The sequence below is a fragment of the Paenibacillus sp. FSL R5-0914 genome, from assembly GCF_038004525.1.
In the GTDB taxonomy this organism is placed as follows: Bacteria; Bacillota; Bacilli; order Paenibacillales; family Paenibacillaceae; genus Paenibacillus_AQ.
The window spans coordinates 1,853,122-1,878,449 of the sequence record NZ_JBBORH010000001.1 but is presented as its reverse complement, the minus strand read 5'-3'; the positions used below and the strand labels follow the sequence as shown (position 1 = coordinate 1,878,449).

General features: G+C 44.8%; 24 protein-coding genes. 12 read left to right on the top strand and 12 right to left on the bottom strand.

The window, feature by feature from the left end; all coding sequences use genetic code 11:
- Positions 1 to 108 precede the first annotated feature (108 nt).
- The 6 genes from MKX60_RS08360 (at position 109) to MKX60_RS08335 (ending at position 7,085) form a co-directional block, all read left to right on the top strand.
- Positions 109 to 1,092 (top strand): LacI family DNA-binding transcriptional regulator, encoded by a 984-nt coding sequence (locus MKX60_RS08360; RefSeq protein ID WP_076285306.1) that lies wholly within the window; start codon positions 109 to 111, stop codon positions 1,090 to 1,092.
- Positions 1,093 to 1,170: 78 nt separating this feature from the next.
- Complete coding sequence (locus tag MKX60_RS08355) at positions 1,171 to 1,842, top strand: response regulator transcription factor (protein WP_076285307.1); 672 nt, start codon at positions 1,171 to 1,173, stop codon at positions 1,840 to 1,842.
- A complete protein-coding gene (locus tag MKX60_RS08350) occupies positions 1,839 to 2,918 on the top strand; it encodes a HAMP domain-containing sensor histidine kinase (protein WP_341059506.1) in 1,080 nt (359 codons plus the stop codon). The genes MKX60_RS08355 and MKX60_RS08350 overlap by 4 nt, the downstream gene beginning before the upstream one ends.
- Positions 2,915 to 3,400, top strand: a complete 486-nt coding sequence (locus tag MKX60_RS08345) for a GNAT family N-acetyltransferase (protein ID WP_076300390.1) — start codon at positions 2,915 to 2,917, stop codon at positions 3,398 to 3,400. Before MKX60_RS08350 ends, MKX60_RS08345 begins: the two co-directional genes overlap by 4 nt.
- A gap of 167 nt (positions 3,401 to 3,567) precedes the next feature.
- Complete coding sequence (locus MKX60_RS08340) at positions 3,568 to 5,325, top strand: ABC transporter ATP-binding protein (protein WP_339798574.1); 1,758 nt, start codon at positions 3,568 to 3,570, stop codon at positions 5,323 to 5,325.
- Entirely contained in the window at positions 5,325 to 7,085 is a 1,761-nt protein-coding gene (locus tag MKX60_RS08335) for an ABC transporter ATP-binding protein (protein ID WP_341059505.1), read from the top strand. The genes MKX60_RS08340 and MKX60_RS08335 overlap by 1 nt, the downstream gene beginning before the upstream one ends.
- A gap of 72 nt (positions 7,086 to 7,157) precedes the next feature.
- On the opposite strand, the gene MKX60_RS08330 is transcribed toward MKX60_RS08335, so the two are convergent.
- Positions 7,158 to 7,946 carry a TrmH family RNA methyltransferase gene (locus tag MKX60_RS08330; protein ID WP_042194519.1) on the bottom strand — a complete coding sequence of 263 codons (789 nt, stop codon included), beginning with the start codon at positions 7,944 to 7,946 and terminating at the stop codon, positions 7,158 to 7,160.
- Between the two features lie 245 nt (positions 7,947 to 8,191).
- Positions 8,192 to 8,851 (bottom strand): potassium channel family protein, encoded by a 660-nt coding sequence (locus MKX60_RS08325; RefSeq protein ID WP_076285312.1) that lies wholly within the window; start codon positions 8,849 to 8,851, stop codon positions 8,192 to 8,194.
- A gap of 136 nt (positions 8,852 to 8,987) precedes the next feature.
- Between MKX60_RS08325 and MKX60_RS08320 the strand changes: the two genes are divergently transcribed.
- On the top strand, positions 8,988 to 9,224 hold the full coding sequence (locus MKX60_RS08320; RefSeq protein WP_042130985.1) for a small acid-soluble spore protein SspI: 237 nt from the start codon (positions 8,988 to 8,990) through the stop codon (positions 9,222 to 9,224).
- 98 nt (positions 9,225 to 9,322) lie between these two features.
- Here the strand turns inward: MKX60_RS08320 and MKX60_RS08315 are convergent, their stop codons facing one another.
- A complete protein-coding gene (locus MKX60_RS08315) occupies positions 9,323 to 10,921 on the bottom strand; it encodes a peptide chain release factor 3 (RefSeq protein ID WP_076285313.1) in 1,599 nt (532 codons plus the stop codon).
- Positions 10,922 to 11,957: 1,036 nt separating this feature from the next.
- A complete protein-coding gene (gene zwf, locus MKX60_RS08310; RefSeq protein ID WP_042191750.1) occupies positions 11,958 to 13,508 on the bottom strand; it encodes a glucose-6-phosphate dehydrogenase in 1,551 nt (516 codons plus the stop codon).
- A 352-nt stretch (positions 13,509 to 13,860) separates the two neighbouring features.
- Between zwf and MKX60_RS08305 the strand changes: the two genes are divergently transcribed.
- Genes MKX60_RS08305 through MKX60_RS08295 form a run of 3 tightly spaced genes read left to right on the top strand, consistent with a single transcriptional unit; the run spans position 13,861 to position 17,538 of the window.
- A complete protein-coding gene (locus MKX60_RS08305) occupies positions 13,861 to 15,288 on the top strand; it encodes a spore germination protein (protein ID WP_341051697.1) in 1,428 nt (475 codons plus the stop codon).
- A 31-nt stretch (positions 15,289 to 15,319) separates the two neighbouring features.
- On the top strand, positions 15,320 to 16,414 hold the full coding sequence (locus MKX60_RS08300) for a GerAB/ArcD/ProY family transporter (protein WP_076285316.1): 1,095 nt from the start codon (positions 15,320 to 15,322) through the stop codon (positions 16,412 to 16,414).
- Positions 16,411 to 17,538 carry a Ger(x)C family spore germination protein gene (locus MKX60_RS08295; protein WP_081383017.1) on the top strand — a complete coding sequence of 376 codons (1,128 nt, stop codon included), beginning with the start codon at positions 16,411 to 16,413 and terminating at the stop codon, positions 17,536 to 17,538. Before MKX60_RS08300 ends, MKX60_RS08295 begins: the two co-directional genes overlap by 4 nt.
- An 18-nt stretch (positions 17,539 to 17,556) precedes the next feature.
- Here MKX60_RS08295 and MKX60_RS08290 read toward each other — a convergent pair whose 3' ends face one another.
- The 8 genes from MKX60_RS08290 to MKX60_RS08255 form a co-directional block, all read right to left on the bottom strand.
- Positions 17,557 to 18,369, bottom strand: a complete 813-nt coding sequence (locus MKX60_RS08290; RefSeq protein ID WP_341059504.1) for a YwmB family TATA-box binding protein — start codon at positions 18,367 to 18,369, stop codon at positions 17,557 to 17,559.
- 162 nt (positions 18,370 to 18,531) lie between these two features.
- Positions 18,532 to 19,185 carry a response regulator gene (locus MKX60_RS08285; RefSeq protein WP_179085807.1) on the bottom strand — a complete coding sequence of 218 codons (654 nt, stop codon included), beginning with the start codon at positions 19,183 to 19,185 and terminating at the stop codon, positions 18,532 to 18,534.
- Positions 19,186 to 19,203: 18 nt separating this feature from the next.
- Positions 19,204 to 20,238 carry a sensor histidine kinase gene (locus tag MKX60_RS08280; protein ID WP_042191761.1) on the bottom strand — a complete coding sequence of 345 codons (1,035 nt, stop codon included), beginning with the start codon at positions 20,236 to 20,238 and terminating at the stop codon, positions 19,204 to 19,206.
- Between the two features lie 30 nt (positions 20,239 to 20,268).
- On the bottom strand, positions 20,269 to 20,916 hold the full coding sequence (gene liaF / locus MKX60_RS08275) for a cell wall-active antibiotics response protein LiaF (RefSeq protein WP_042191763.1): 648 nt from the start codon (positions 20,914 to 20,916) through the stop codon (positions 20,269 to 20,271).
- Between the two features lie 169 nt (positions 20,917 to 21,085).
- Positions 21,086 to 21,790, bottom strand: coding sequence for a PspA/IM30 family protein (locus MKX60_RS08270; RefSeq protein ID WP_042191765.1), 705 nt, complete (start codon positions 21,788 to 21,790; stop codon positions 21,086 to 21,088).
- A 3-nt stretch (positions 21,791 to 21,793) separates the two neighbouring features.
- Complete coding sequence (locus tag MKX60_RS08265) at positions 21,794 to 22,261, bottom strand: PspC domain-containing protein (protein WP_042194525.1); 468 nt, start codon at positions 22,259 to 22,261, stop codon at positions 21,794 to 21,796.
- 4 nt (positions 22,262 to 22,265) lie between these two features.
- Positions 22,266 to 22,943, bottom strand: a complete 678-nt coding sequence (locus MKX60_RS08260; protein ID WP_042130994.1) for a PspA/IM30 family protein — start codon at positions 22,941 to 22,943, stop codon at positions 22,266 to 22,268.
- Between the two features lie 44 nt (positions 22,944 to 22,987).
- The gene (locus tag MKX60_RS08255) at positions 22,988 to 23,290 is read right to left on the bottom strand and encodes a LiaF transmembrane domain-containing protein (RefSeq protein WP_076285318.1); all 303 of its coding nucleotides are present in this window, start codon (positions 23,288 to 23,290) and stop codon (positions 22,988 to 22,990) included.
- Positions 23,291 to 23,571: 281 nt separating this feature from the next.
- Between MKX60_RS08255 and MKX60_RS08250 the strand changes: the two genes are divergently transcribed.
- Together MKX60_RS08250 and MKX60_RS08245 are read left to right on the top strand one after the other, a co-directional pair.
- Positions 23,572 to 24,255, top strand: a complete 684-nt coding sequence (locus MKX60_RS08250; protein WP_341059503.1) for a response regulator transcription factor — start codon at positions 23,572 to 23,574, stop codon at positions 24,253 to 24,255.
- Positions 24,252 to 25,289, top strand: coding sequence for a sensor histidine kinase (locus tag MKX60_RS08245; protein ID WP_341059502.1), 1,038 nt, complete (start codon positions 24,252 to 24,254; stop codon positions 25,287 to 25,289). The genes MKX60_RS08250 and MKX60_RS08245 overlap by 4 nt, the downstream gene beginning before the upstream one ends.
- Positions 25,290 to 25,328: the final 39 nt, after the last annotated feature.

Here is a 25,328-nt window from a genome sequence, read left to right as displayed (position 1 = left end):
TTCCCGCCTTTGCTATTGTGATAGTATAGGATTACTGCTCTAATTCGAATCCTAAACCTTGGAACGCGTTACATGTCAAGTACTAATCATGTGAAGGAGAACAAACCGATGTCCACTCTTGACGAAATCGCTAAGCTGTCGGGCTTTTCCAAAGCCACGGTGTCCCGCGTCCTGAACCAATCGCCTCATGTTAGCAAGGAGACTCGTGCGAAAATTCTCGCCATCATGAAAGAAACGGACTATGTTCCTAACCGAAATGCCATTTCTTTATCCAAAGGTCAAACACAACAAATCGGCATGATCACCATGGACCTAAACGAGCTTATTCTGAGTTTTATGAACAGCTTCGTCGAAATCTCAGGTCGTTACGGATACCAGACGATTATTTATACTACCGGCGGGGATAAGCAGAAGGAGCTTCAGGCTTTTGAAGATCTCAAAATGAAACGAGTCGACGCCCTGCTCATCCTGACCTCCGTCAACGCACAGAATGTTATCTCTTCCTACTGCAAATACGGGCCAATCGTATCCTGGCAGCGTATGGACCATCCTGAAATACCGTCCGTTGCCATGAACCAGTATGATGGATATGCACTTGCTCTGGAGCATCTGATAGAGCGAGGTTATAAGCGCATCGCTAATGCTTTCGGCCGTCCTAGCAGCATCAATACCCACAGCAGACGCCTGGCCTATGAGCAAATCATGACCAAATATAATCTGCCCGTTATGGAGAAATGGTATTACTCTACGATTTACAGTATCCACGACGGAGAGCAGTTGCTGCGCTCCCTTATGGATGAAACAGACCGGCCAGATGCGATTCTGTGCTCCAATGATTTGGTGGCAGCGGGTATTCTCAACGAAGCACGCAGGCACAAATTGGACGTACCCGGGGATCTCGCCATCGTTGGTTTTGATAATTCAGAGCTGTCGCGAACTCTTGGAATCACGACCATTCTGAATCCGATTGCGGGACAAGCGGAGAATGCTTTTCTTCTGTTGGCTCCAGCGCTGCTTGGTAGGGACATGGAGCTGCAGCCGCTGTCGTTTCAACTAATTCAACGGGAGACAACTAGTTTGCCCAACCACTAAAGATTTTGTCTTTAGTACTTTTATCAATTAGAATTATGGGGGAAAGCGGTCAAATCCGAAACCTATTGGAGTGAAACCATGATTAAGATCCTCGTTGTGGAAGACGATAAGCATGTCAGAAAGCTGATGAACGCGGTCCTGAAACGGGAAGGTTATGAAGTATTAACCGCCGAGAATGGAATCCAGGCACTGGAAGTTCTTGAAATCCAGCATATTGATCTAATTATTCTCGACATCATGATGCCGGGGATGGATGGTTATGAATTTGCCGAGGAGCTAAGGAATGCGAACAACATGATCCCGATCCTCATGGCCACGGCCAAACAGCTTCCAGAAGATAAGAAAAAAGGCTTTCGCCTCGGAACCGACGATTATATGACCAAACCTGTAGATACAGAAGAAATGCTGTTGAGAATACAAGCCCTACTGCGCCGCTCGCAGATTGTAAGCGCCCGTAAGCTTGTAGTCGGTAAAATTATTCTTGATTTTGATACGTTAACAGTAACTCGAGACAATGAAAAACAGATGCTTCCCCAGAAGGAATTCCATCTCCTTTATAAGCTTTTATCCTATCCGGAGCGCATTTTCACTCGAATCCAGCTGATGGACGAAATCTGGGGGATGGACAGCGAGACTACGGACACTACGGTTAATGTACATATCAACCGATTGCGGAAACGGTTTGAAAACTATCCGGAATTCGAACTTGTGTCCGTCCGCGGTCTCGGATACAAGGCGGTGAGAAAATGATCAAAAAGCTAAGCAGCAAAATCAGTCTGCCAATCTACTTCTCGCTTGCTGTATTCATTATTTTCCTCATTACAGTGTTAATCACCGGAATTCTGACCTACTTGTCCTTAGCCTTCGGCCTACTCGATGAGCGGATTCTTCAGGACAAAAAAATTCTCACCTTGATTATATTGATTGCCTGCATTATTATCGGCACCTTCACATCAGTAATTACCAGTCGCAGGATGCTGAAATCAATCCGCACATTTATTGATGCTATTGACCAACTGGCCGGAGGCGATTTCTCCATGCGACTGCAGCTCAAGCACCCTCCGGAATTCAAGATTCTTTCCGAGAATATTAACCGGATGGCCGAGGAACTGGGTGGCATTGAAATTCTGCGAACAGACTTTGTAAACAATTTCTCCCATGAATTCCGTACTCCGATTGTGTCTATTAAAGGGTTTGCTGAAATCCTGAAGGATGATGAGCTGAGTAAGGATGAACGGAATGAATATCTGGATATTATTATCGAGGAATCTACCCGTCTGGCTACACTAGCCTCCAATGTATTGAACCTCTCCAAAGTGGAAGCACAGGCCATATTAACTGATCGACAGCCCTTCAATGTCGGAGAACAAATTCGCCAATGTGTCCTGCTACTGCATACTAAACTTACGAAAAAGCATATTTCCTTCAAAGCCAACGTACAGGACTATATGGTGCCTGGGAATAAAGAGATGCTGAACCAGGTCTGGCTGAATTTATTGGACAATGCGATTAAATTCACTCCTGAGCACGGCGAAATCGAAGTTACTATGAGGCAGATGAAAGATCAGGTTGAAATTACGTTCCGTGATAATGGAGCAGGCATCAGTCCAAGTGCACTTCCCAAGGTCTTCGACAAGTTCTATCAGCAAGATACCTCTCACTCTACTGCCGGTAATGGCCTGGGGCTTACGATTGTCCGAAAAATCATTGAGCTGCACGGCGGAACCGTCACCTGCGACAGTGTTCCAATACAAGGAACCACTTTCACCGTGCTGCTCCCCGATTTTAAAAAGGTAACTAAAGAATTGGGGGTTACCAGTAAATGAGTGTACAATTCAAAAAACTGAGCGGCTTTAACCGGGGAATTCTCCTTGAATTATTGACAGATGCGTATTCATTTGATCGCAGATATGAACAAAACTCTATTTCTGATTGGCAGGATTTTGACAACTTTTTCTTTGACCATTTACAAATTGCAGATAGATATGCTTTTATCACAACTGTAAATGATGAACCCATCGGATTTGTGGTGTGGGACCCGAGAAACATGCCTGAGTATGCAGAAATTGGGCATAATTGCATTGCTTCAAAACATAAAGGCAATGGCTATGGTAAAATCCAGCTTCAAGAGGCGGTTAATAGAATCACCCAGAATGATGTAACAAAAATTATTGTAACCACGAATGACGATTTAAACCCTGCTCAACGGATGTACGAAAGTGTTGGATTCACAATGTATCAAAAAAGGAAAAGTGAAACTGGCGCAGACTTTATTGAAGAATTCATAGATTATGTGTATTTTTTATAAAATGCTAATGTGTTCACGTATATCTGCTCAAACAGAAGAGACCACCCCAAGCAGTCATTCTATGGCTTAAGGGACGGTCTCTTCTTTCTTTTCATATCAAAAGTTAACTTTCAGTTTATCATTCTCCGTTAAGATCATAGCAACGATAATGCAAAGGAGTCATTCTTATGTTGAAATTACTCAAGAATCTGGAACCCAAAGAATGGTTCTTATTCGGTATCAGTCTCATGTTCATTATCGCTCAAGTCTGGCTGGATTTAGAACTGCCTGACTACATGAGTGATATTACCCGGCTGATCCAGACACCAGGAAGCGAAATGAATGAAATCCTTGTCGCAGGCGGTTGGATGCTGCTCTGTGCTCTTGGCAGTCTGGCCACCTCGGTTGTTGTAGCGGGCATTGCTGCAAGAATAGCGGCCGATTTGTCTGCAAGACTGCGTTCCAAATTGTTCGATAAGGTGCAGTCCTTCTCCATGGAGGAGATCAGCAACTTCTCAACGGCCAGTCTAATTACCCGTTCCACGAATGACATCACGCAAGTACAAATGCTGATTGTGATCGGCTTACAGCTACTTGTGAAAGCCCCCATCCTCGCAGTGTGGGCGATACTCAAGATTTCGGGCAAAAGCTGGGAATGGACTCTTACGACAGGTGCCGCGGTCGCATTGCTAGTAGTTATTGTCGCAGTCTGTATCGTGCTCGTCCTGCCTAAATTTAAAAAGCTGCAGCTGCTTACAGATAATCTGAATCGTGTATCCAGAGAGAATCTTAACGGTCTTCGTGTCATCCGGGCTTATAATGCCGAGGAATATCAAGAACAGAAGTTCGCTGTAGCTAACAACGAGCTTACCAGTACCAACCTATTTGCCAACAATGTAATGACCCTATTGATGCCGAGTATTACTTTGATTATGAGTGGACTCAGTCTCTCCATCTATTGGGTGGGTGCAGTGCTCATTCAAGCAGCCGAGGGCACTGCCAAGATGGGCTTGTTCTCAGATATGATCGTATTCTCATCTTATGCCATGCAAGTGGTTATGGCCTTTATGATGCTGATTATGATCTTTATTCTACTGCCCCGTGCTCAAGTATCGGCTAAACGTATCAATGAAGTGCTAGAAACAGTACCTAGCTTGAAGAATGGATCAGTAACTCAATTCCCTGTGAAGCGAGAAGATGAGATTGAATTCAAGGGGGTTAGCTTCAAATATCCAGATGCAGAGGAATATGTATTGGAGAACATCAGCTTCACGGCGAAGCAGGGGGAGACGGTTGCTTTTATCGGATCTACAGGCTGCGGGAAAAGTACACTTGTTAACCTCATTCCCCGTTTCTATGATGCTACAGAAGGCGAAGTGCTGGTAAATGGTATCAATGTCAGAGAATACGACCAGCAAGCGCTGCGGAATAAAATGGGCTATGTCTCTCAGAAGGCTGTTCTATTTGGCGGAACAGTGTCCTCCAATATTGCATTTGGTGAGAACGGATCCGGTCAGGTCCTCAGTTCAGATATTGTAGATGCGGTGTACACTTCCCAATCCTCTGAATTTGTAGAAAAGCTAGAGGGGAACTATGATGCCCATATCGCCCAAGGCGGAACGAATCTGTCTGGCGGGCAAAAACAGCGGCTGTCGATTGCCAGAGCGATTGCCCGGCGTCCAGAAATATTAATCTTTGACGATTCTTTCTCCGCGCTTGACTATAAGACTGACCGCAAACTGCGCAGTGAGCTTAAGAAAGACGCGCATGATTCAACGATGCTGATCGTTGCACAGCGTATTGGTACGATTAAAGATGCCGACAAGATCATTGTGCTGGAAGCCGGACGAATCGCAGGCATGGGAACCCATGACGAACTAATGCAGTCCTGCGACGTCTATCAGGAAATTGCTTATTCTCAGCTTACAAAGGAGGAGCTTGCATAATGAAAACCAAAAATAAAGGCCAGAATACATGGAGCAAGCTGCTCCGCTACTGCCGTAAATATGTTCCGGTTATTGTGATTGCGCTAATCTGCGCGGCAGCTGGGACGGTGCTCACGTTATTCGGTCCGGACAAACTCTCCGAGATCACCGACAAAATTACAGCTGGTCTTACCGGCAGCATCGATATGGACGGCATTACTACCATTGGCATTACCCTCGTCGTAATTTACGGCGTCGGTGCGTTGTTGTCACTCTCGCAAGGCTTGATCATGTCGATTATTACCCAGAAGGTCTCGAAGAAATTAAGAACTGATCTGGCTCATAAAATGAACAAACTTCCAATCTCCTACTATAATAAATCGGCCACAGGTGATATTTTATCCCGGGTAACGAATGATGTAGATACCATCGGGCAATCGATGAATCAGAGTATTGGTAATGTCGTAACCGCCTTAGCTATGTTCGTCGGTTCAATCGTCATGATGCTGAAGACCAATGTAATTATGACCCTTACCGCTATCGTGGCAACGATCATCGGCTTTGGCCTTATGGTGGTCATTATGAAGAAATCGCAGAAATATTTTGCTAGCCAGCAGGAGTATTTAGGTAAAATCAACGGTCATGTCGAAGAAGTGTACACAGGACATAATGTAGTTAAAGCGTATAATGGCGAAGCGCAGATGCGCACTACCTTCCAGGAATTAAATCAGGGACTGAAGAACAGCGCCTTCAAAGCGCAATTCCTCTCTGGGCTGATGCCACCCCTGATGGGCTTTATTGGTAATCTAGGATTCGTTGCCGTCTGTATCGTTGGAGGTGTACTCGCCATGAACGGTACGATTTCATTTGGGGTTATCGTCGCCTTCATTATGTATGTACGTTACTTTACCCAGCCGTTGTCCCAGATTGCCCAGGCCGCGCAGAGCCTGCAAGCTGCATCTGCAGCTGGCGGACGCGTGTTCGAATTTCTGGAGGCTGAGGAAATGGAAGACGAGAGCCACAAAGAGAACACACTGCCAACTGCTAAAGGTAAAGTGAAATTTGACCAAGTACAATTTGCGTATGAGACTTCAGAAAAACTGATTATCAATAACTTCTCGACAGATGTAAAACCTGGGCAAAAAGTGGCGATCGTTGGTCCTACCGGCGCAGGCAAAACTACGCTGGTCAATCTGCTCATCCGGTTCAACGAATTAACGGGCGGAGAAATCTACATCGATGATACGCCGATCAGCAGCCTTACGAGAGAGAACATTCATGATCTGTTCTGTATGGTCCTGCAGGATACCTGGCTGTTTGAGGGTACCATCAAAGAGAACCTGATTTACAATCAGCAGAACATTACAGACGAGAAGCTTATAGAGGCTTGCAAGTCCGTTGGCCTGCACCGTTTCATTAAATCCTTAAGTGACGGATACAACACCGTACTGAACGATAAAGTTAATCTGTCCGCCGGCCAAAAGCAGCAGCTGACCATCGCTCGCGCGATGCTGAAAGATGCGCCGATGCTCATTCTTGATGAAGCTACAAGCTCGGTGGATACCCGTACAGAACTGCTGATTCAGCAGGCGATGGATAAGCTTATGGAAGGCAGAACCTCTTTCGTTATCGCACACCGGCTCTCAACGATCAAGAATGCTGATGTGATTCTGGTCCTGAAGGACGGCGATATCTTGGAAAGCGGCAGCCACGCAGAATTGCTGGCTCAGAACGGATTCTATGCAGAGCTCTACAATAGCCAGTTTGAGCAGGCTTCTTAAAAACGACAAAAAAACTGCAACTCAATCATGAGCTTGCAGTTTTTTATCGTCCGTTCCTTTTTTAGAAACAACTTAAGCCTCTCGCTGTCTCATTCCCTCAAACAGCAAAATCGTCGCGGCCATCGCCGCATTTAGTGATTCAGCGCGGCCTGCCATCGGGATGATGATACTCTTGTCCACGAGTCGCGCAGTTTCCGGCGAAATGCCTTTGCCCTCACTGCCAATCAACAGCCACTGACTGCCGTGAAAATCATGCTGATAGCACGATTCTTCTCCCTGCAGCGAAGTACTTACCAGCAATGCCCCGCGTTCCCGGGCCTGTGGCAAAATCTCACTTAAATCTCCCTCCACCACCGGGAGATGAAACATCGAGCCCATCGTGGAACGAATGGTCTTCGGATTGTAGAGGTCGGCACAGCCTTGGCCGAGGATCACTCCGTCTGCTCCCGCTGCATCCGCGCTGCGGATGATGGTGCCGACATTACCGGGGTCCTGGACACCGTCCAGGACAACCACCAGACTATCCTTCTTCGCTAGGATAGCCTCTACCGCCTGCTGTTCCTTCCGCACGATGGCGAACACCGGCTGCGGTGTATTAGTGCTGCTGCATTTCGAGATGATCGCCGCTGTTACGCCGATCACATCCATGCCCTGAACGGACTGAAGAAGCCCCTTCAGTTCAGCGGGCATTCCCTTGTCCAGGTCATAAGCAAGGCATTCCACATCTGCTTCAGCCAGCAGCGCTTCCTGTACCAGATGAACGCCTTCTACGATATATTTACGAGCCTTGTCACGGTGCTTTTTCTCCTGCAGCCCGGCCCACTCTTTAACCCGCGTATTTTGCGGAGACATGATTTCCATAAAGTCTTCCTTTCTTATGCCTTGCCAGTTATTCTTGCTCTTATCTTTATTCTTCTTCATTTCTAATCCCATATAAACCTGATGATTACGTTATGGAGAGGAAATTTGGAACTGTAGGAGCGTAAGCGTTCGCCTTTGTCTCGGGATTTTATCCGCAGCAAGCGGTTCAAATCAAAAAATCTGGAGACAACAGCGACCGGAAGTCCAACTTTCCTCGGAATAACGTACTCTATCAGGACACTCACCTACTGATACGCGATCTCCAGCTTCGTCAGGTTATCTTTATGCCCAACGATTACAAGGATATCCCCATCGATCAAGCGATCCTCTGCGCGAGGGGAGATGTTCATCTCTTCACCTTGGCGAATAGCCATTACGTTACAGCCATATTTTGCACGGATATCGAGCTCTTGTAGATTTTTCCCAAGCATCGATCCGGATACCTTCATGTCCAAAATACTATAATCAGGCGACAGCTCGATATAATCTAATATATTAGGCGAAGCCAAATGATGCGCAACCCGCATTCCCATATCCCGTTCAGGATAAATCACCTTGTCTGCACCGATTTTCCCTAATACTTTGCCGTGCAGCTCACTTTTTGCTTTTGCGATAATTGCTGGTACACCAAGGTCCTTCAGGATTAAAGTTGTAAGAATGCTTGCTTGAATGTCCTCTCCAATAGCCACAACCACCACATCAAAATTGCGAATACCAAGTGCGCGTAGCGCTTCTTCATCCGTTGAATCTGCAGATACGGCGTGTGTTACTATATTTGAAATCTCCTGTGTCCGCTGCTCGTCCGCATCAATCGCAAGTACGTCAAACCCCATACCGCTGAGTGCTCTCGCAACACTGGATCCGAAACGCCCCATGCCAATGATGGCATATTGTTTTTTGGCCATGTCTTATGTACCTCCCGTAGCATTTCTATATCTAAAACAGTATAGCATACACAAACAAAAACTTGAATTTCCAGCACCTATACAGGGTACATTAAAACGAAGTGAATATCACTATATTTCAAAAAGGAGGTACTTTATGCCGGTTACTATTGACTTACGCCAGGCGATTATTCATAAAGTGCATGGTCAATCTGAAGAAGATTTGCGGCATATGATCGAAGGCTCGGTAGACGGACCGGAAGCAGCACTCCCGGGACTTGGCGCCGTGTTTGAAATGATATGGAAGGACTTAGACACCGCTAAGCAAGACAATTTGGTTTCTATGCTGCATGATCACCTGGAGACGATTACTCCCGGGAATATCACGTCATAAGTAGCCGCAACTAGTCAAAAACCTCCGCTTTCTAATTGTGCAATTGCACGCTGAAGGCGGAGGTTTTTATTAACAATCAGAAAGTTGTAGCTTCCTTACTATAGCAATGCTTTTGGAGCCATCTCTAGGAACGTAGCTGTCGGGTTCTTATCCATCGCTGTCCGCATAGCATATTCATTCTCGAACAACACGACAAAATTGCCCTTCTTATCTGTAACGAGCGTAGAGTTAATTCGGAACTTACTCGCATCCGGTTTAGCATCATCTACGATCCAACGCGCGAACTGGTATGGCATACGCTGCAACTGAACATCCACACCATATTCACCCTTCATGCGGTACTCGAACACTTCAAACTGCAGTTGTCCAACTACACCGAGCAGAATATCGTCAAAGTTAACCGTACGGAATACTTGAATCATACCCTCTTCAGTCAGCTGATCGACACCCTTTTGGAACTGCTTCGATTTCAAAGCATTTTTAATACTCACTTTAGCAAAAATCTCTGGTGAGAATGTTGGCAGCTCATCGAATTCCAAATCTCCGGCCTGACTCAGTGTATCTCCAATTCTAAAAATACCTGGATCAAACAACCCGATAATATCTCCCGGATAAGCTTCCTCTACGATATCACGGTCTTGCGCTAAGAATTGTTGCGGCTGGGCCAGCTTAATGTCCTTACCCGCACGTACATGCTTCACGCTCATACCTCGTTCGAACTTCCCGGACACAATACGTAGAAAAGCAATCCGGTCACGGTGAGCCGGGTTCATATTGGCTTGGATTTTGAACACATAGCCAGTAAACTTCTCGTTCATTGGTTCTACCAAACCTGTAGTACTACGGCGTGGTTCAGGCTTCGGTGCCAGATCCAAGAAATTATCGAGGAAAGTCTGTACGCCGAAATTATTGATCGCACTACCAAAGAACACAGGTGTGAGTTCACCACTTAGTACTTTTTCATAGTCAAAAGCATCGCCTGCTACATCCAGCAGCTCCAGATCCTGACACAGTTGATCATGCAGATATTCCCCAGCCATTTCACGAATGATTGGATCACGATATCCGTCAACCTTTTGCACCTTGATTACGGAGTGATCGTCACCTTGGAACAGCTCCACCTGATTCTTCATCCGGTCATATACGCCGCATAGCTCACGTCCACTACCAATCGGCCAGTTCATAGGCACAGAGCGAATACCCAGTACCTGCTCCAACTCTTCCATTAGATCAAACGGACTGCGTCCTTCACGGTCCAGCTTATTGATAAAAGTAAAAATCGGAATCCCACGTTTAGCACATACCTGAAACAGCTTGGTCGTTTGGGTTTCCACACCTTTTGCCACGTCGATAAGCATGACCGCACTATCCGCTGCTGTTAGTGTACGGTAGGTGTCCTCACTAAAGTCTTGGTGACCCGGTGTATCCAAAATATTCACGCGGTGATTCAAATAATCAAATTGCATCACAGAGGAAGTAACAGAAATCCCCCGTTGCTTTTCAATTTCCATCCAGTCACTCGTTGCATGCTTGTTCGCCTTACGGGCCTTAACCGTTCCCGCCAGACGGATAGCACCACCGAATAACAGTAGTTTTTCCGTTAAAGTTGTTTTACCCGCATCCGGGTGGGAAATGATCGCAAAGGTTCTGCGTCTGTCCACTTCCTTTTGCAGCTTCTGATCTATTGCTTTGTTCATTACACATATCCCTTCATATATAAAATTCCTGCTTCTGCTTCAATTACACTGGGGTTATCTTCAAATCGGTGCTCTGCTCATCGTTCATACCCCTTCATTTCTGAATGAATAGCTATCTTAGGTCTAGCTCCAGTCCGCTTCAAGTGAAAGCATCCTCTAAAGTATATCAAAATCCGGCAGACATTATCTACTAAAAAGCTATTGCAGCAAAATATCTCCCAAATCAAGTCTATATCCTGTTCACCAGTTCCCGTAGCTCAACAAGAAAAACGCCTGACTGCGTCCTTATTGCACTTATTCCCTAATAACAAGCCCATTCACGGGTGATTCAGGGCAGATAACAGCGCTAGCTCGTTTACGTTACCGGAGGCACATTGTATTAGGTTTTTCGCATACAATCGGCTCGTTTACGTTACCGGCGGCACAATATATTCGGTTTTTCGCATACATTCGGCTCGTTTACGTTACTGGCGGCACATTGTATTAGGTTTTTCGCATACATTCGGCTCGTTTACGTTACTGGCGGCACATTGTATTAGGTTTTTCGCATACATTTGTCCGTAAGCTCGACTAAAACATGCATATTGGAGGATAATCTCCGTTCGGTCATCCCAAAGAGGTGTGTGTTAATTGAAAACAGGGCTCCCCATGGCCCCCCGTTGAATATAGGCCCCTCCCTTAATTTCGTTTCACATTTCTCCACAGTCTCTTATAGTAAAATAGTTGTATTTCCTACACTTATAAGAAGTATTAGCATTTCCAATCGCCTTTAGTTGTATTTGATGCAATTAAAAATTCAATGTGCTAGCTTTTCGGCCTTATGCGGAGAAAATAGTTGCAGAGAATACACTTAAAAGACTAATTTCCACCCAATATGTGATTTTAATTGTACAAAGTGCAGTTATTTAAAAAATGCTCCTGTCGCCCGAGCGGCATTTGGAGCCAGAGTGGCCTGGGGAGGCTGAGTGTTCTCTAATCTCAGCATTACAAAAAATCTCCCTGCATCCTCTGCAGGGAGATAGCATTAAAGCAAAGTTTAGTTATTCTTCAGCCATACTACATTATCTTCTTCCTGACCGTTTACCGGCCACCAATGGAAGCCATCCTGAGCAAGCAATTGATCCGCTTCAACCGGACCCCAAGTGCCAGCAGGATAAGCAGAAAGATCACTCGACTCTTCCTTCCAAGCCTTCGCAATACGATCCACGAACGACCATGCCGACGATACCTCATCCCAACGAGTGAAATAAGTGGAATCTCCACGTGCCGCGTCATGAAGCAAACGCTCGTAAGCTTCCGGGGAATTGATTCCAACCAAGCAGCTCTGACAGAAGTCCATAGCTAGTGGTTGAATTTCAGACTCGGAACCTGGCTTCTTGGCATTAATCTTTACATAAATACCTTCCATAGGGTTCACACGGATAACAAGCAGGTTAGGCTCCAGCGTATGCTTTTGTCCCAAATAAACATTGGTTGGCATTCCCTTGAACTCAACTACCACTTCCGTTGTCTTCACCGGTAGACGTTTACCTGTACGAATATAGAAAGGAACTCCAGCCCAGCGGAAGTTATCTACAAACACACGGGCAGCAAAATACGTCTCAGTACTCGATTCAGGATCAACCTTATCTTCCTGACGATAAGCAGGAAGGGTCTTTCCATTATGCAAGCCTTGAATATACTGTGCTCTCACGACGTTCTCACGAACCTCGTCAGATGTACCATAAGGACGAAGTGAACGAAGTACCTTCACCTTCTCGTCACGAATATCTTCTGCAAGCAGACGGCTTGGTGGTTCCATTGCAATCATAGTCAGCAGTTGCAATATATGATTCTGGCCCATATCCCGTAACGCTCCAGCATGGTCATAATAACCACCACGCTCTTCAACACCTACGGTTTCGCCAAGTGTAATTTGAATATTGGCAATATGCTTATTATTCCAAAGCGGCTCGAAAAAAGCATTTGCAAAACGAATGACTTCGATATTCTGAACCATTTCTTTACCAAGATAATGATCGATCCGGTAGATCTCCTCTTCCTTGAACACCTCACGGATCTGCTCGTTCAGCTGCTCAGCTGATTCCAGATTATATCCAAAAGGCTTCTCGATGACGAGGCGATTCCAACCTGTGCTATCCAGCATGCCTCCAGCCTTAAGGTTGAACGAGACACTGCCGAACAATTCAGGTGCCAGCGCAAGATAGAACATCCGATTGCCCGGAATTCTAAACTTCTCTTCAAGAGCTTCTGTTTGAGCTCTTAATTCACGGAAGCCATCAATATCGTTGATGTCCAGAGATTTGTATTCAAAATGCTGTACAAACTCATTCCATTCATTCTCTTCTCCCGCTTTATAACGGCAGAATTCAAGGATGGATTCCTTCACATCACTTCTAAATTCTTCCTGAGTACGCGGACGCCGCGCCACGCCAATTACCGCAAAATCATGTGCCAGCTTACCTTCACGGTACAAGCTGTAAATCGCCGGGAAAAGCTTACGCCGGGCTAAATCTCCGGTTGCCCCAAAGATAAAAAAGACAGCACCGGGTGTGTGCAGTGCATCAAGGGTTTGATTTTCAGCCATGGCTCCTCATCTTTCTGTATGTAATATAGTTTATTGACATTCTCAGCGTCGAGAAAACGACGTTATGTCATTTTAGCATATTCCTAAAAAGGATGCTATCAGATTCCTGACAAATACTCTCGGGATTTCGCAAATTTCAATTAAAATTTCTTATTACTAATTATACTTCACCTTATAGAACTATCTATATTGACGAAGTGTTTGTCACTTTATCCATTAATATAAGTGAATCGTTTTGTTTCTCAAGCTGTACAGACAAACACCTATACCAATTAGTTACTTTCATTCAGGAATATTCTGCAAATCATTCGGGAACGTTAAAGGAAAATAACTCGAAAGTCGAGCGCCCTTAATGACTGACCAAACACAGATCTCATTCACTACTGTAGATCAAAACGCCGATTTCATTGAAGCAGCCTTGTTCTATTCAAATGATCTCAAAAAAAGAAGAATATCCTTTAACGGAACTGAAGGAATTCTCTTTTATCTAGAGTCCATGGCAGACATGGAGCTGGTTGAGCAGAATGTGATTGCTCCTTTTCACAATAGCAAAAACAAAGAGCTTTCCAAACTATTTACAACGCTCAGCTTCGGTGTGGAAACAGAACTAAATAAAGGCATTCAGGGACTTATTAACGGAGGCTGCCTCTACTTTGTTGAAGGAATATCTGAATTTTATATCCTCTCTACTCCTGCCAAACACGAACGAACCATAACCGAACCTCTGAATGAAGCAGTTATTCGGGGGCCGCATAACGGTTTTATTGAAGATATGACGGTTAACTTATACCTGATCCGTAAACAAATCACCACTCCAAACCTTACTGTTCGCTACTTCACCCTTGGGAAAATCGCTCCCAAAAAGGTAGCTTTAATCTATATGGAGAACCTTGCCAAACCTGAATTAGTAAAAAAAGTAGAATCTAGAATAAAAAAAATCACTCTTGATTCGGTGCTCTCCACCGGCTTTATTCAGGAATTAACGGAGGATAATTCGTACTCTATATTTCCACAACATATCAATACTGAGCGCCCAGACCATACCTCCTTCTACTTGCTGAAAGGATACGTCACAATCCTGTTGGATGGAGATCCCACAGCTCTGATTGTACCTGCCAGCTTCTTCACCTTCTATCAGACGCCGGATGATTATAGCAATCGATGGCTGATTGCTTCCTTTGTCCGTTTTATCCGTCTGATTGGTTTTGTAACAGCATTCCAACTGCCCGCGCTCTATATTGCCACCGTTTCTTTTCACTCCAGCGTCCTTCCCTTGCAATTGTTCTTCACAATTCAAGGTTCACTGACCCGGATCCCATTCCCCCCATTGGTAGAAGCGATGCTGCTTGAACTCATATTTGAACTGCTGCGGGAGGCAGGGCTCCGTCTGCCCAGCCGTGTAGGTCAAACCATTGGGATTGTAGGTGGTTTGGTCATCGGGGATGCCATTGTTAAGGCTGGATTGGTCTCCTACGCAATGATCATCGTTGTTGCATTGACTGCCATATCATCCTTTCTTATCCCTTCCAACGAGATGAGCTCCGCGATCCGATTTATGCGGTTTCCACTTATGGTTGCTGCCTCTTTGTTCGGATATATTGGCATATCATTTGGGTTGACACTTATTTTTGTACATTTGTGTAAGCTTGAATCTTTTGGACAACCTTACCTTACGCCTCTAAGCCCGGTAAATATTCAAAGCTTGAAAGACACCTTTTTGCGCCTTCCGATATGGTCCATCCGCAAGAATACAAGCAAATCAGAGGCAGAAGAAGAATAATCATTTAATCTGAACGACAGGAGTTATAAGAATGACTCAAAAAGAAAAAATGATAACGAGGGGGCAACTTTTCTGCTTTATGATTCAAGCCCAAATCGGGGTTGGTATTCTGTCTCTTCCCTTCAAGCTTAACGAAGCGGCCAAGGGTGGAGGAGCGCTCTCTGTTTTGATTGCGGGCATCATTACCCAAATTGTTATCATTCTTCTATGGGTTCTGCTGAAAAATTTCCCCGGACTCAACTTATTTACTATATGTTTAAAGCTCGGAGGTCCAATTATCGGTAGAATACTTATAATCGCTTACATCAGTTACTTTGTTCTGCTTGGCTCCAATATTATGTTCAGTGCGGTAGAGGTGCTGCAGAGGTGGATTTTGCAATCCACACCAAGATGGGCTATATTAACCCTCTTTTCGATCATGACTCTCTATTTGGCAAGGGAAAAGCTTACAGTGTTGGCCAGATTCTATACATTGGCAACAGTTCTTTTTGTCCCGCTTATCCTATTTGTCAGCTATGGTTTAACTCAAGCTCATTTTGAATTTATGCTCCCCCTTTTGGAGAACGGATTCTGGAATGTCGTGAAGGGAGCACAGGAATCAACTAAATCTATGTATGGTTTCGAAATGATGATGATCGTCTATCCGCTTTCCGAAGGTACAAATAAACAAAAATTAATGACCATTAGTCTAGCCAGTGGGTTCGTAACCCTGCTCTATGTCTTTGTGGTCTCTACCTGTCTAATGGTATTTAACTCCGAGCAAATCAAAATCATGCCCGAACCCGTCATCTACTTAGTAAAATCTCTTAACTTTTATATCGTGGACCGTGCAGATATCCTATTTCTGCCGATTTGGGCCATCACGCTTGTTTGTTCTATTGTTAGCTACTGTTACGCAGCATCCATTGGACTCAGTGTTTTATTTAGTCGAAAAAGCCATAAACATTTTGCTCCGTTTGTAAAAATCATTACTTTTATGATCGCACTTGCACCTGTAACTCCTGCTGATGTACATCTTTTTGATACAGCCGCTAACTATGCGACCTATGTGTTTATTGCCGGATTATCGATGGTATTGCTGATGATTTCCCTATTTATGAAGAGAAAGCCAGGTGGTCTTGCATGAAGTTTGACATGAAATTCAAGTCGCATTTACTTTTAATTGCCCTTGTTTCCATCTGTCTCACTGGATGTTGGGACCGGGAATATTTGAAAGACCTGCATCTGGCTTATTGTGCAGCAATTGATTATACAGAGAACGGAGAGATCAAAGAAACCATCGAATTAATCATCCCCCCCGATATTGAGCAGAAAGCTACCAAGAATGAAATCCATTCGAGTTTCGGACCGACTGTGCGCAATGCGAGCAATCAATTGCGAAATAAAGTTAGGGGAAACATTAGATTTATTAAATATGGTTTTGAGCTTATGGGAAGGACTACGGCTGAGCGTGGCCTGTACCCTATTCTGGATGTGAATTACAGGGATCCAAGCAATCCAACATCCAACGTTCGGCTAATTATTACGGAAGGAGAAGCTGCCCAAATTCTTGAGCAAAAAAAGGTTGGGGAATTAAAGATCGGGGAATTCATTAAGCAAAAGATCGATAGTCTGGAAGAAATGAGTATTTTTCCAAAAGAAACGGCAGATACCGTGTTCCGTTCCCTGATGGATCCAGGGCATGACTTTGCTCTTCCATATCTAGGCAGAGATGAGGGCGATATAATCACGAAAGGGGTGGCTCTCTTTCATGACCAGAACTACAGCGGAATGTTGAACCCCGATCAGTCAATCATGATGGTTCTGCTGATGGGACAACAGGGGAAAAATGCCCGCTTCACTAAGAAACTTGATTTGGGTCATTCCGATGATATTCGGAATTTCATTACCATTAATGTCGGTTCAAAAAAAATAAAGCGAAAATTCAAGGTATCCGTTTCTGCTGATGAAAGCATTGATGTGAATTTGGGCTTAGAGCTGCAAGCCGTCGTAGAAGAGTTTACGGATGTACTCGACGAAAAAGAACTTAAAAAAGTCAATCAAGATCTTTCGGATTTGCTTACAAAGGAAGCCAAGACAGTTGTTAATGAAATCCAAAAGGCAAACTGTGATATCTTTGGTGTAGGAAGAAAACTTATTGCTTATCATCACAATGTCTGGAGCAACAAAAATTGGTCTGAGGATTACCGGAAAGTAAAATTCCATACCAAGGTTGATGTTAAAATTGTAAGTACGGGCATTCTACAATAGATCCTTGATTGGTCTTTTTCAATATTCTATTGTTATTAATGGTAATCCAATCGTAACGCGGCTGCTTCCCTCTTTTGTATCCTGATGAATAGCTGTCTGTAGAACTACCTCGTGGTTTCCGCTGATTACGGAATGCAACAATGCTGATGTACTATAAGTATGGCTGGCTGTTGTTTCGTCTTCGTAGCTTTCCTGTACTTTAAGATCGGGCAGTTGTGCGTACATATTCTGCTCCGTTAACAATAGAGCCTTCTGAGGGTCCTCCTGCTCCTTCGCAGCACCCTGAAGTGAGGTGTTCCATTCCGCTGCGATTCCGATCTTCCGAAGTTTCGCGCCAGCTTCTTCTGCTTCAGCTTGCAGATCCGGAGCATTTAACAAATCGGGTGTCTCCAGGGTTACAATCACATAACTACGTCCGTTTCCAAGCTCACTCCAGAACATGGTGGTTTGCAAACCGGCTTTGTCGGCAGCCGAACGATAAGTAAGATGTTCACCCTCGTCTTCCCGGCTTGTTTCTCCCAACCCAAGATCATCGGATAGGTTAGTTGCAGTGACACCAGCCTCTAGACCATCACCATTGAATTCTCCCTGCCATTTTAAAACTAAACGAAGAGGGGAGCCGGGTACTGTAACACTTTTACCAAGGGAGGTCAGGAGAGGAAGTGACTTTTTCAATTGGGCGATCTGACTGCTCTCTTTTTCACCTTCGCCCCGAAAACCTGCCAAAAGTAACGCAGTACAGCATAGTATCAATACCAGCAACATTCCTTTAATACCGCTTTTTCGGCCTGCACCGTGTCTCTTTCTCTTACTTTCTTCCACATACCCCACAATCCAACACCCTCTCAATCCGGTCTATTAATCTACTAAACAGGATGTCCGCTTTACAAGATTTTATACAGAGACAAGTATTTTCATATACTCGTGCACACAAAAAAACCAGCCCTTCTTACTCTGGCCAGTTCTTGTACTCACACCAATTGGGATATCCAATTATTCAGCTAGTCCATTTTTATATGCATAAATTGCTGCTTGGGTCCGGTCTTCCACACCCAGCTTCGCGAGAATATTCGTTACATGAAATTTCACAGTCTTGATCCCAATAATTAGTTGGTCCGCGATATCCTGATTCGATTTACCTTGCGCCAGCAGGCGTAATACTTCCATTTCGCGCTCCGTAAGCTCTTTATAAGCAGGGGATTCACCCTTTGCATTGTTTCGAAAACGATTCATCATTTTAGAGGCGACCTGTGACTCCAGTACAGACTGGCCTCTTGCCGCAGCGCGTATGGCATCTGCCACTTCACTAGCTCGTGAGGTCTTTAGTAGATAACTGAACGCACCTGCTTCAATCACCGGATACATTTTTTCATCATCCAGATAGCTTGTCAACACAATAACTTTGATTTCGGGATACTGCTTCATTAAGTGTTTGGTCGTTTCAATCCCATCCATCCCATCCATTACGAGATCCATCAGGACTACATCCGGATTGTACTCTTGTGCCAGGCGGATACCTTCTTCCCCACTTCCAGCTTCCCCTACGACTTCAATTCCGTCTTCAGTACCTAGAACAGCAGCTAGTCCGATCCGCACCATTTCATGATCATCTACAAGCAATACCTTAATGGCTTCCTCCATCTCCATGGTCACTCTTTCCTCCTATTATTCATTGACTAACGGAACGGTAATTTCAATCCGCATTCCTTTACCCGGAGCGGTAATAAACTGAATGGAACCTCCGATTTCATTCATCCGCTCCTGCATATTCGACAAACCGTAGGAAGTTTGTTTACTATCATCCAATTCAAAACCAATCCCATCATCACGGAGCGTCAAACGAACCGTATCTCCTCGCCGATGCAGCCTGATTTCCATCTTTTCTGCTTTCGCATGACGAAGCGTATTGGAGATTGCCTCCTGCACAATACGGAATAAGTGATTCTCTACCCCTTTTAGCAATTGTACATCAGGGTCCATCTCAAACACGATTTCAATCGGAACCTTAACCTTAAGTTCCTTGATCAACTCCTGCAGCCCCTGCTCTAATCCCTTACCTTCCAAATAAACAGGTCTTAAATGAAGCAATAGTGCTCTCATCTCTGATTGGGCTACAGCAGACATTTCTTCGATAAGTGCAATTTGCCGTTGCGCCTTGTCAAAATCCTTCTCCAGCGTCCGGCCTACAGCCGTGGCGGTCATAGAGATCGCGAACAACTGCTGTGAGACTGCATCATGCAATTCACGCGCAAGCCGCTGGCGCTCTTCCATAATAGCAGATACTCGTGCTTGCTCCGCGAGCTTCGCGTTATTTGTAGACAATCGCTGCAGTGTTGTCACTTGGTTTTCCCATTTTCCACTAATTCGGCCTAATTGTTCTCCGAGCCTTCCCAGCTCATCGTCACCCAAGTCAGGCATAGATAGCGTTAAGTTTCCCTTCTCCCACAATACGAGAGTTTCTCTCAGGCGTTCCAACTTTCGCTTTACTCGGAAGCTCTGATAGAAACCAAAGCCAACCCCGAACCCCATGGGCAGCAGAATTAGAGTAAATGCCGTGCGTAATCCAATCATCCAGCTTTCAAAAGGCTTTAAATAGCCATATGTATACATGGTGTACAATATCACAAGCAGCATGACAAAAGAGAACAGAGCCCCCTCACCCATACTGCGTGACATCATATTTTTGTTCTTTTTATCCATACGGGGACCCTCCCTTCTGTATCAAACTAATCAGGATAATCGCACATCCAAATCTCCCATCAAATAAGACACACTAAACTTTACCTTATATTCACTGCTCTCATAGTTAGGGGACTTCCAATTCAGACGGTTTAGCATACCAGTGTCGCGCCCATTACCGAATTCAATCGATCCAAAAAGCACAAAGGCTTCTATTTCTACACCATAATCATCTGACAATTGAATGTCCATATCACCAAAGATTCCTTGAAACAGCATAACCGTTTCCTTTTGCTCCGCCATAGCCAGTGAAAGATCAAGATCGGCCTCTCCAAGGATATGCCATGAGCTGAGGCTATGCATCACCCAGGGTGAGCGATCCCAGTCAAATCTAGACGAAAAGTTTTGCTTCTGCATAAACCCTTCCTTACGCTGAACTCTTTTGGATTTAGTAAAAAACATCCCCAATGAAATCAAACAAATCCCCAGCACGAGCACCAAATGATCCAGCAAAAGTAATATAGCGCCAATCCCGAGCAGCTTATAACCCTGCTTCACTTTTCCTGACGTCGTGCGGTAGACCCCTAGGAACAGGAATAGAAGCGCGACAATGGAGAAAAAGCCGAGCCATCTACCAAAAATCATCATGCAGCCAACACCGATCAGTCCGATGGCAATCAAACGGTTTCGTTTATCCATTTCGCACCTCCCAAAAGTTTTGCGTAGCAAAACTAACTTTGTAAGCAAAACTACAACCATCAATATATTATAGCCAGCCGCTACAAAAGCCATATCGGTATGGAGATCCATACCGTATGGCTTCTTCTTGTCCAGCATATCATATCTACTTAAGTTTTAGGAACAGGATTTATTCTTCTTTTTTGTTTAAAGAAGGAGCAGCCGGTGTATCATTCAGCTTGCTTCTCAGTGCAGCCAGTTGCTCATCCACTTTCAGTTGCTTCTCAACATCGACTGGTTTAGTGTAGGCAGCGGATGGGCTGTAAGGTGCACGCATTACATCTGCTTCTGCTTCAAGCTGCATAATCTTCTCTTCCATCCGGTGGAATCCGAGTGACGCACTGCCACTTTCGATGGAATGTACGCTGCTGATTTGCGTCATTTGTTTCTTCGCTTTAGCCATTTGAGCACGGGATACGAGCTCGTTACGCTTGTTGCGCAACTTGTAGAATTCATCCTTCATATCATGCAGCTGCCCAACCAATTCCTTCGCTTGCACTTCAGCTTGAGCATGAAGATCGCTGTATTCCGCTTGTTTTTGATCGAAGTAGATTTTTTCTTCCAACAGCTTGCGAGTCACTTCTTCTTGGCCATTTTTCAGTGCCAATTCAGCTTGTGCTCCACGTTGTGCGGACATTTTTGCTGCTTCTTCCACGCGTTGTTTCATGCGGCGTTCGTTCGCCATTTGCTTGGCAACTGTAACTTCCGCTTCGTGGATTTCAGCCTCCATATCGCGCAGATATTGGTTAAGCATTACGATTGGGTCCTCTACCTTATCCAACAAGTCATTTACCGACGCCTTAGTCATATCTTTAATTCTTTGAAATACTCCCATGATTTACAATTCCCCTTTCTCATATTTAGACAGTTTTTGTTTGAGTTCTTCTACTTCTTTTTGTAAAGCCTTTTTCTCGATATCCTTCATCATCGCATCCAAACCGGAATCCGGAGCTGAATATGCGTTGTTCTTCTCAAAATTAGGATTGTAGTTAGGTTGGCGTCCATAAGGTCCATGTCCGCCATTAGCATGCGGTCCGTGTCCATGTTCCGGTCTACCTGAGTAAGGACCATCGAATGGGCCACCCGGTGCACCAGGGCCTGGTCCGAAAGGATTATAATGCGTAGGCTCCTTCGGAATGACCAACGCTGCAATGAAGTACACTGGAATCACGGCACCTCCTGTAAACGGAATGCTGACCAGTAACAGAATCCGGAATAGCGTGGAATCAATACCGAGTGTCTCAGATAATCCACCTGCAAGACCCGTCATCACTTTATCTCTGGTTGAACGATATAATCGACTCATAGCGCTACTCCTTTCCACCATTGTTCAGTTTCTCCTTTAAGCGAGCCATTTCTCTTTCGAGTACGGTTGCTACAGTCTCACCTGCTTGCACCGCATATTCCTGTCCCATGCGACGCACATCGCGCAAGCTCTTCGCTTCTAATTCCCAATCTGACATCCGATCTTCCAGACGTCCGAACATTTTGGGAACATCACCACCGTTACCATAAGCACTTGCTCTTTGGTTCATACGTTGCTGCAGTCTCAGCGACTCCATACGTGCTGCGTAATACTGACGTTTGCTATAAACTGTCTGGTACTCTATTTTCAGCTCATTCAGCTGTCCCTCAAGTTCAAACAAGGATTGCTTACTTTGTTCTAGTAGCCCGCTGTACTGCTCCAACTTTTCCTCGTGAATGATCTTTTCTTGCAAAGCCAGCTTTGCAAGATGATCTTCTCCTGCCTTTAATGCGAGTAATGCCTGTTCCTCACGTTTATTTCTCATGGCAGTCGCTTGGTTCACTTGCTGTTGCAATTGCTTCGTATGGGAAGCGTATTGCTGATACAATCTTTCAGCTTCACTGATTTCCTCGCGAGTTGAATGTAGAAATTGATCAATTAGCTTCACAGGATCTTGGCTTTGCTCTAGACGTTCATTTAGATTAGCTACTGTAATATCCCTCATGCGACGAAAAACACTCATAATCTCCTGCTCCCTCCCTGCTTCTTGTTTAAGTACAATCCTTCTTAATAAGTACCATTTCTTCTACCCTTTAAAGCTGACACTCCCCATACGATCAACGCCACACCTAGAAGTGGTCCGATGATCCAGGAAAGCTTCGCGATCAGGGACATGACACCAATGAACATTAGTACCCAACCGATAACCTTGCGTCCACTCTTAATCCCATAGTACCCGAGAACAACCAGCAATACTGGGAACAGTAGTCTGAAAATACCGTGAATCAGAGGAAGCGCTAAACCGAGAAGCATTACCGCACCAATCACAATCAGCACAACCGCCAATCCGTTTCCTTGTCTTCTTTGCATTATTTTCTCACCGCCTTTCGTTGTCCTTAACCTTATAGCCTTATTCTAGAGCAATTCGCAGACTTTCAAAACAGACCAACGACGGTTTTTGGTACTGGACCTTAGTCGAGGTAGCTGTGCGACTGCAGACCACTGTTGGGCTAGCTATAGGAGATAATCAACCTACACATCTATAAATGGGATGCAAGCAAGATATATTATTGTCTTATATAGAACCATTCTTTTAAACTGTAATGAAGTTGTCCTAATATTTTCAATCCCAGAAACGAAGGAGAATTACCGTGAACATACTGATCGTTGAAGATGACCGCAGCTTAAATAAAGGGATCGCTCTCACTCTTTCTCAAAACGATGTGGTGATTCACCAAGCCTACGATCTTGCCGCGGCTGAGCATATTGTCACCACTCACCCTATCGATCTCATCATTCTGGACATCAATCTGCCAGACGGCAGTGGGCTGGATTATTGTGAACAACTACGTAAGACCTCACGGGTACCCATAATATTCCTCACCGCTAACGATATGGAATCCGACATTATCACCGGCTTTGGACTGGGAGGCGATGATTATATCACCAAACCGTTCAGTCTGATGGTTCTTCGCGCTAGAGTAATGGCAGTACTTAGAAGAACGGATTCGCAATCCACTGGCAAAATAACATTAGGCCCGTTAGAACTCAATTTTGAAAACCTGGAGTACAGCAAATACAAACAACCACTCCAGCTGAGTAAAACCGAGCAAAAACTGCTGAGGCTGCTGGTGACGAATATGGGCAACATTATGACCAGAGAACAACTAATAGACAAGATCTGGAGTATGGATGCCGAATTCGTGGATGAAAACGCGTTGACAGTAGCCATCAAACGGCTGCGGGCTAAAATTGAGGACGACCCGGCAGCACCCAAATATATCAAGACCGTCTACGGACTGGGGTACATGTGGGCTGAAGGGCAAAAGTCATGAATACAAACGAAACCCCTCCCCATTTCAAGCAAATACATAGCCCCTTTTTGTTGATCATTATTGTTCTCGTGGCATGTTTTATCGGAAGAATTATGTTTTGGTACGGGTTCGACCCGAATCTACTCCAGCTCGCTATTCTGTTCATCATCTGCCTGTTAGCAACAGGAGCCACATGGGTATGGTTATGGAACCGCAGGATCGCGAATTATATGCAGACCTTGGATGCAGCGATTGAGCGGGCTATGCATGATCAGCCGCCACTTACTAACTATGAAGAAACAGCCCTGTCTTCGATGGAACATAAACTGAAGCGATATATAGGGATTGCTAAGACGAATGAGCGAATTATTCAAACCGAGAAAAACAAAATAAAAGAACTAATCTCGGATATTTCCCATCAGACTAAGACTCCCCTCTCTAATATCATGGTATTCAGTCAGTTGCTGGAGGAGATACCCGGACTGGATGAGAATGTCCGGCACTACGTGCAGCATATTCAAGCGCAGTCAGATAAATTGGATTGGCTAATCCAGTCTCTAATCAAATTATCACGGCTGGAAACAGGAATGATCTCCCTGCAGCAGATGGAAGCTAAACCGCTCATTCAGACTTTGACCAAGGCGTTATCCCAAGTGTATACGCAAGCAGAAAACAAACAAATTACCATCAATATTGACTGCGGGACACATATCTTAGCCTGCCACGATGTCAAATGGACAAGTGAAGCTCTATTCAACCTGTTGGAGAATGCTGTGAAATATACGCCGCACAGTGGACAAATTTCCATCCTAGCTGAAACCAATGAGATGTTTACCTGTATTCAGCTTACCGATACTGGTCTTGGAATCCCCAGTGAAGAAATTCCCCACATCTTTAAGCGGTTCTACCGAGGGAAGCAGGCGCGTGAATTCGAAGGGGTCGGCATTGGATTGTTTTTATCCAGAGAGATTATCACGGCGCAAGGCGGTCATATCAAAGTTAGTTCTGAAGCCGGGGAAGGTACAAGCTTCTCCGTTTTCCTACCCAAGAGATGATATAGAATGTGTCATTATGGTCAGAATTCAGACACTCTC

Excerpts from the sequence above, each read along its gene's own strand:
- MKX60_RS08285 (WP_179085807.1), bottom strand. The coding sequence starts at position 19,185 with ATGGAGATGGAGGAAGCCATTAAGGTATTGCTTGTAGATGATCATGAA.
- liaF (WP_042191763.1), bottom strand. The coding sequence starts at position 20,916 with ATGGATAAACGAAACCGTTTGATTGCCATCGGACTGATCGGTGTTGGC.
- MKX60_RS08245 (WP_341059502.1), top strand. The coding sequence starts at position 24,252 with ATGAATACAAACGAAACCCCTCCCCATTTCAAGCAAATACATAGCCCC.
- zwf (WP_042191750.1), bottom strand. The coding sequence starts at position 13,508 with ATGGCTGAAAATCAAACCCTTGATGCACTGCACACACCCGGTGCTGTC.
- MKX60_RS08255 (WP_076285318.1), bottom strand. The coding sequence starts at position 23,290 with ATGCAAAGAAGACAAGGAAACGGATTGGCGGTTGTGCTGATTGTGATT.
- MKX60_RS08265 (WP_042194525.1), bottom strand. The coding sequence starts at position 22,261 with ATGAGTCGATTATATCGTTCAACCAGAGATAAAGTGATGACGGGTCTT.
- MKX60_RS08305 (WP_341051697.1), top strand. The coding sequence starts at position 13,861 with ATGACTGACCAAACACAGATCTCATTCACTACTGTAGATCAAAACGCC.
- MKX60_RS08355 (WP_076285307.1), top strand. The coding sequence starts at position 1,171 with ATGATTAAGATCCTCGTTGTGGAAGACGATAAGCATGTCAGAAAGCTG.
- MKX60_RS08300 (WP_076285316.1), top strand. The coding sequence starts at position 15,320 with ATGACTCAAAAAGAAAAAATGATAACGAGGGGGCAACTTTTCTGCTTT.
- MKX60_RS08260 (WP_042130994.1), bottom strand. The coding sequence starts at position 22,943 with ATGAGTGTTTTTCGTCGCATGAGGGATATTACAGTAGCTAATCTAAAT.
- MKX60_RS08270 (WP_042191765.1), bottom strand. The coding sequence starts at position 21,790 with ATGGGAGTATTTCAAAGAATTAAAGATATGACTAAGGCGTCGGTAAAT.
- MKX60_RS08320 (WP_042130985.1), top strand. The coding sequence starts at position 8,988 with ATGCCGGTTACTATTGACTTACGCCAGGCGATTATTCATAAAGTGCAT.
- MKX60_RS08350 (WP_341059506.1), top strand. The coding sequence starts at position 1,839 with ATGATCAAAAAGCTAAGCAGCAAAATCAGTCTGCCAATCTACTTCTCG.
- MKX60_RS08295 (WP_081383017.1), top strand. The coding sequence starts at position 16,411 with ATGAAGTTTGACATGAAATTCAAGTCGCATTTACTTTTAATTGCCCTT.
- MKX60_RS08315 (WP_076285313.1), bottom strand. The coding sequence starts at position 10,921 with ATGAACAAAGCAATAGATCAGAAGCTGCAAAAGGAAGTGGACAGACGC.
- MKX60_RS08340 (WP_339798574.1), top strand. The coding sequence starts at position 3,568 with ATGTTGAAATTACTCAAGAATCTGGAACCCAAAGAATGGTTCTTATTC.
- MKX60_RS08280 (WP_042191761.1), bottom strand. The coding sequence starts at position 20,238 with ATGGATAAAAAGAACAAAAATATGATGTCACGCAGTATGGGTGAGGGG.
- MKX60_RS08335 (WP_341059505.1), top strand. The coding sequence starts at position 5,325 with ATGAAAACCAAAAATAAAGGCCAGAATACATGGAGCAAGCTGCTCCGC.
- MKX60_RS08360 (WP_076285306.1), top strand. The coding sequence starts at position 109 with ATGTCCACTCTTGACGAAATCGCTAAGCTGTCGGGCTTTTCCAAAGCC.
- MKX60_RS08330 (WP_042194519.1), bottom strand. The coding sequence starts at position 7,946 with ATGGAAATCATGTCTCCGCAAAATACGCGGGTTAAAGAGTGGGCCGGG.
- MKX60_RS08345 (WP_076300390.1), top strand. The coding sequence starts at position 2,915 with ATGAGTGTACAATTCAAAAAACTGAGCGGCTTTAACCGGGGAATTCTC.
- MKX60_RS08325 (WP_076285312.1), bottom strand. The coding sequence starts at position 8,851 with ATGGCCAAAAAACAATATGCCATCATTGGCATGGGGCGTTTCGGATCC.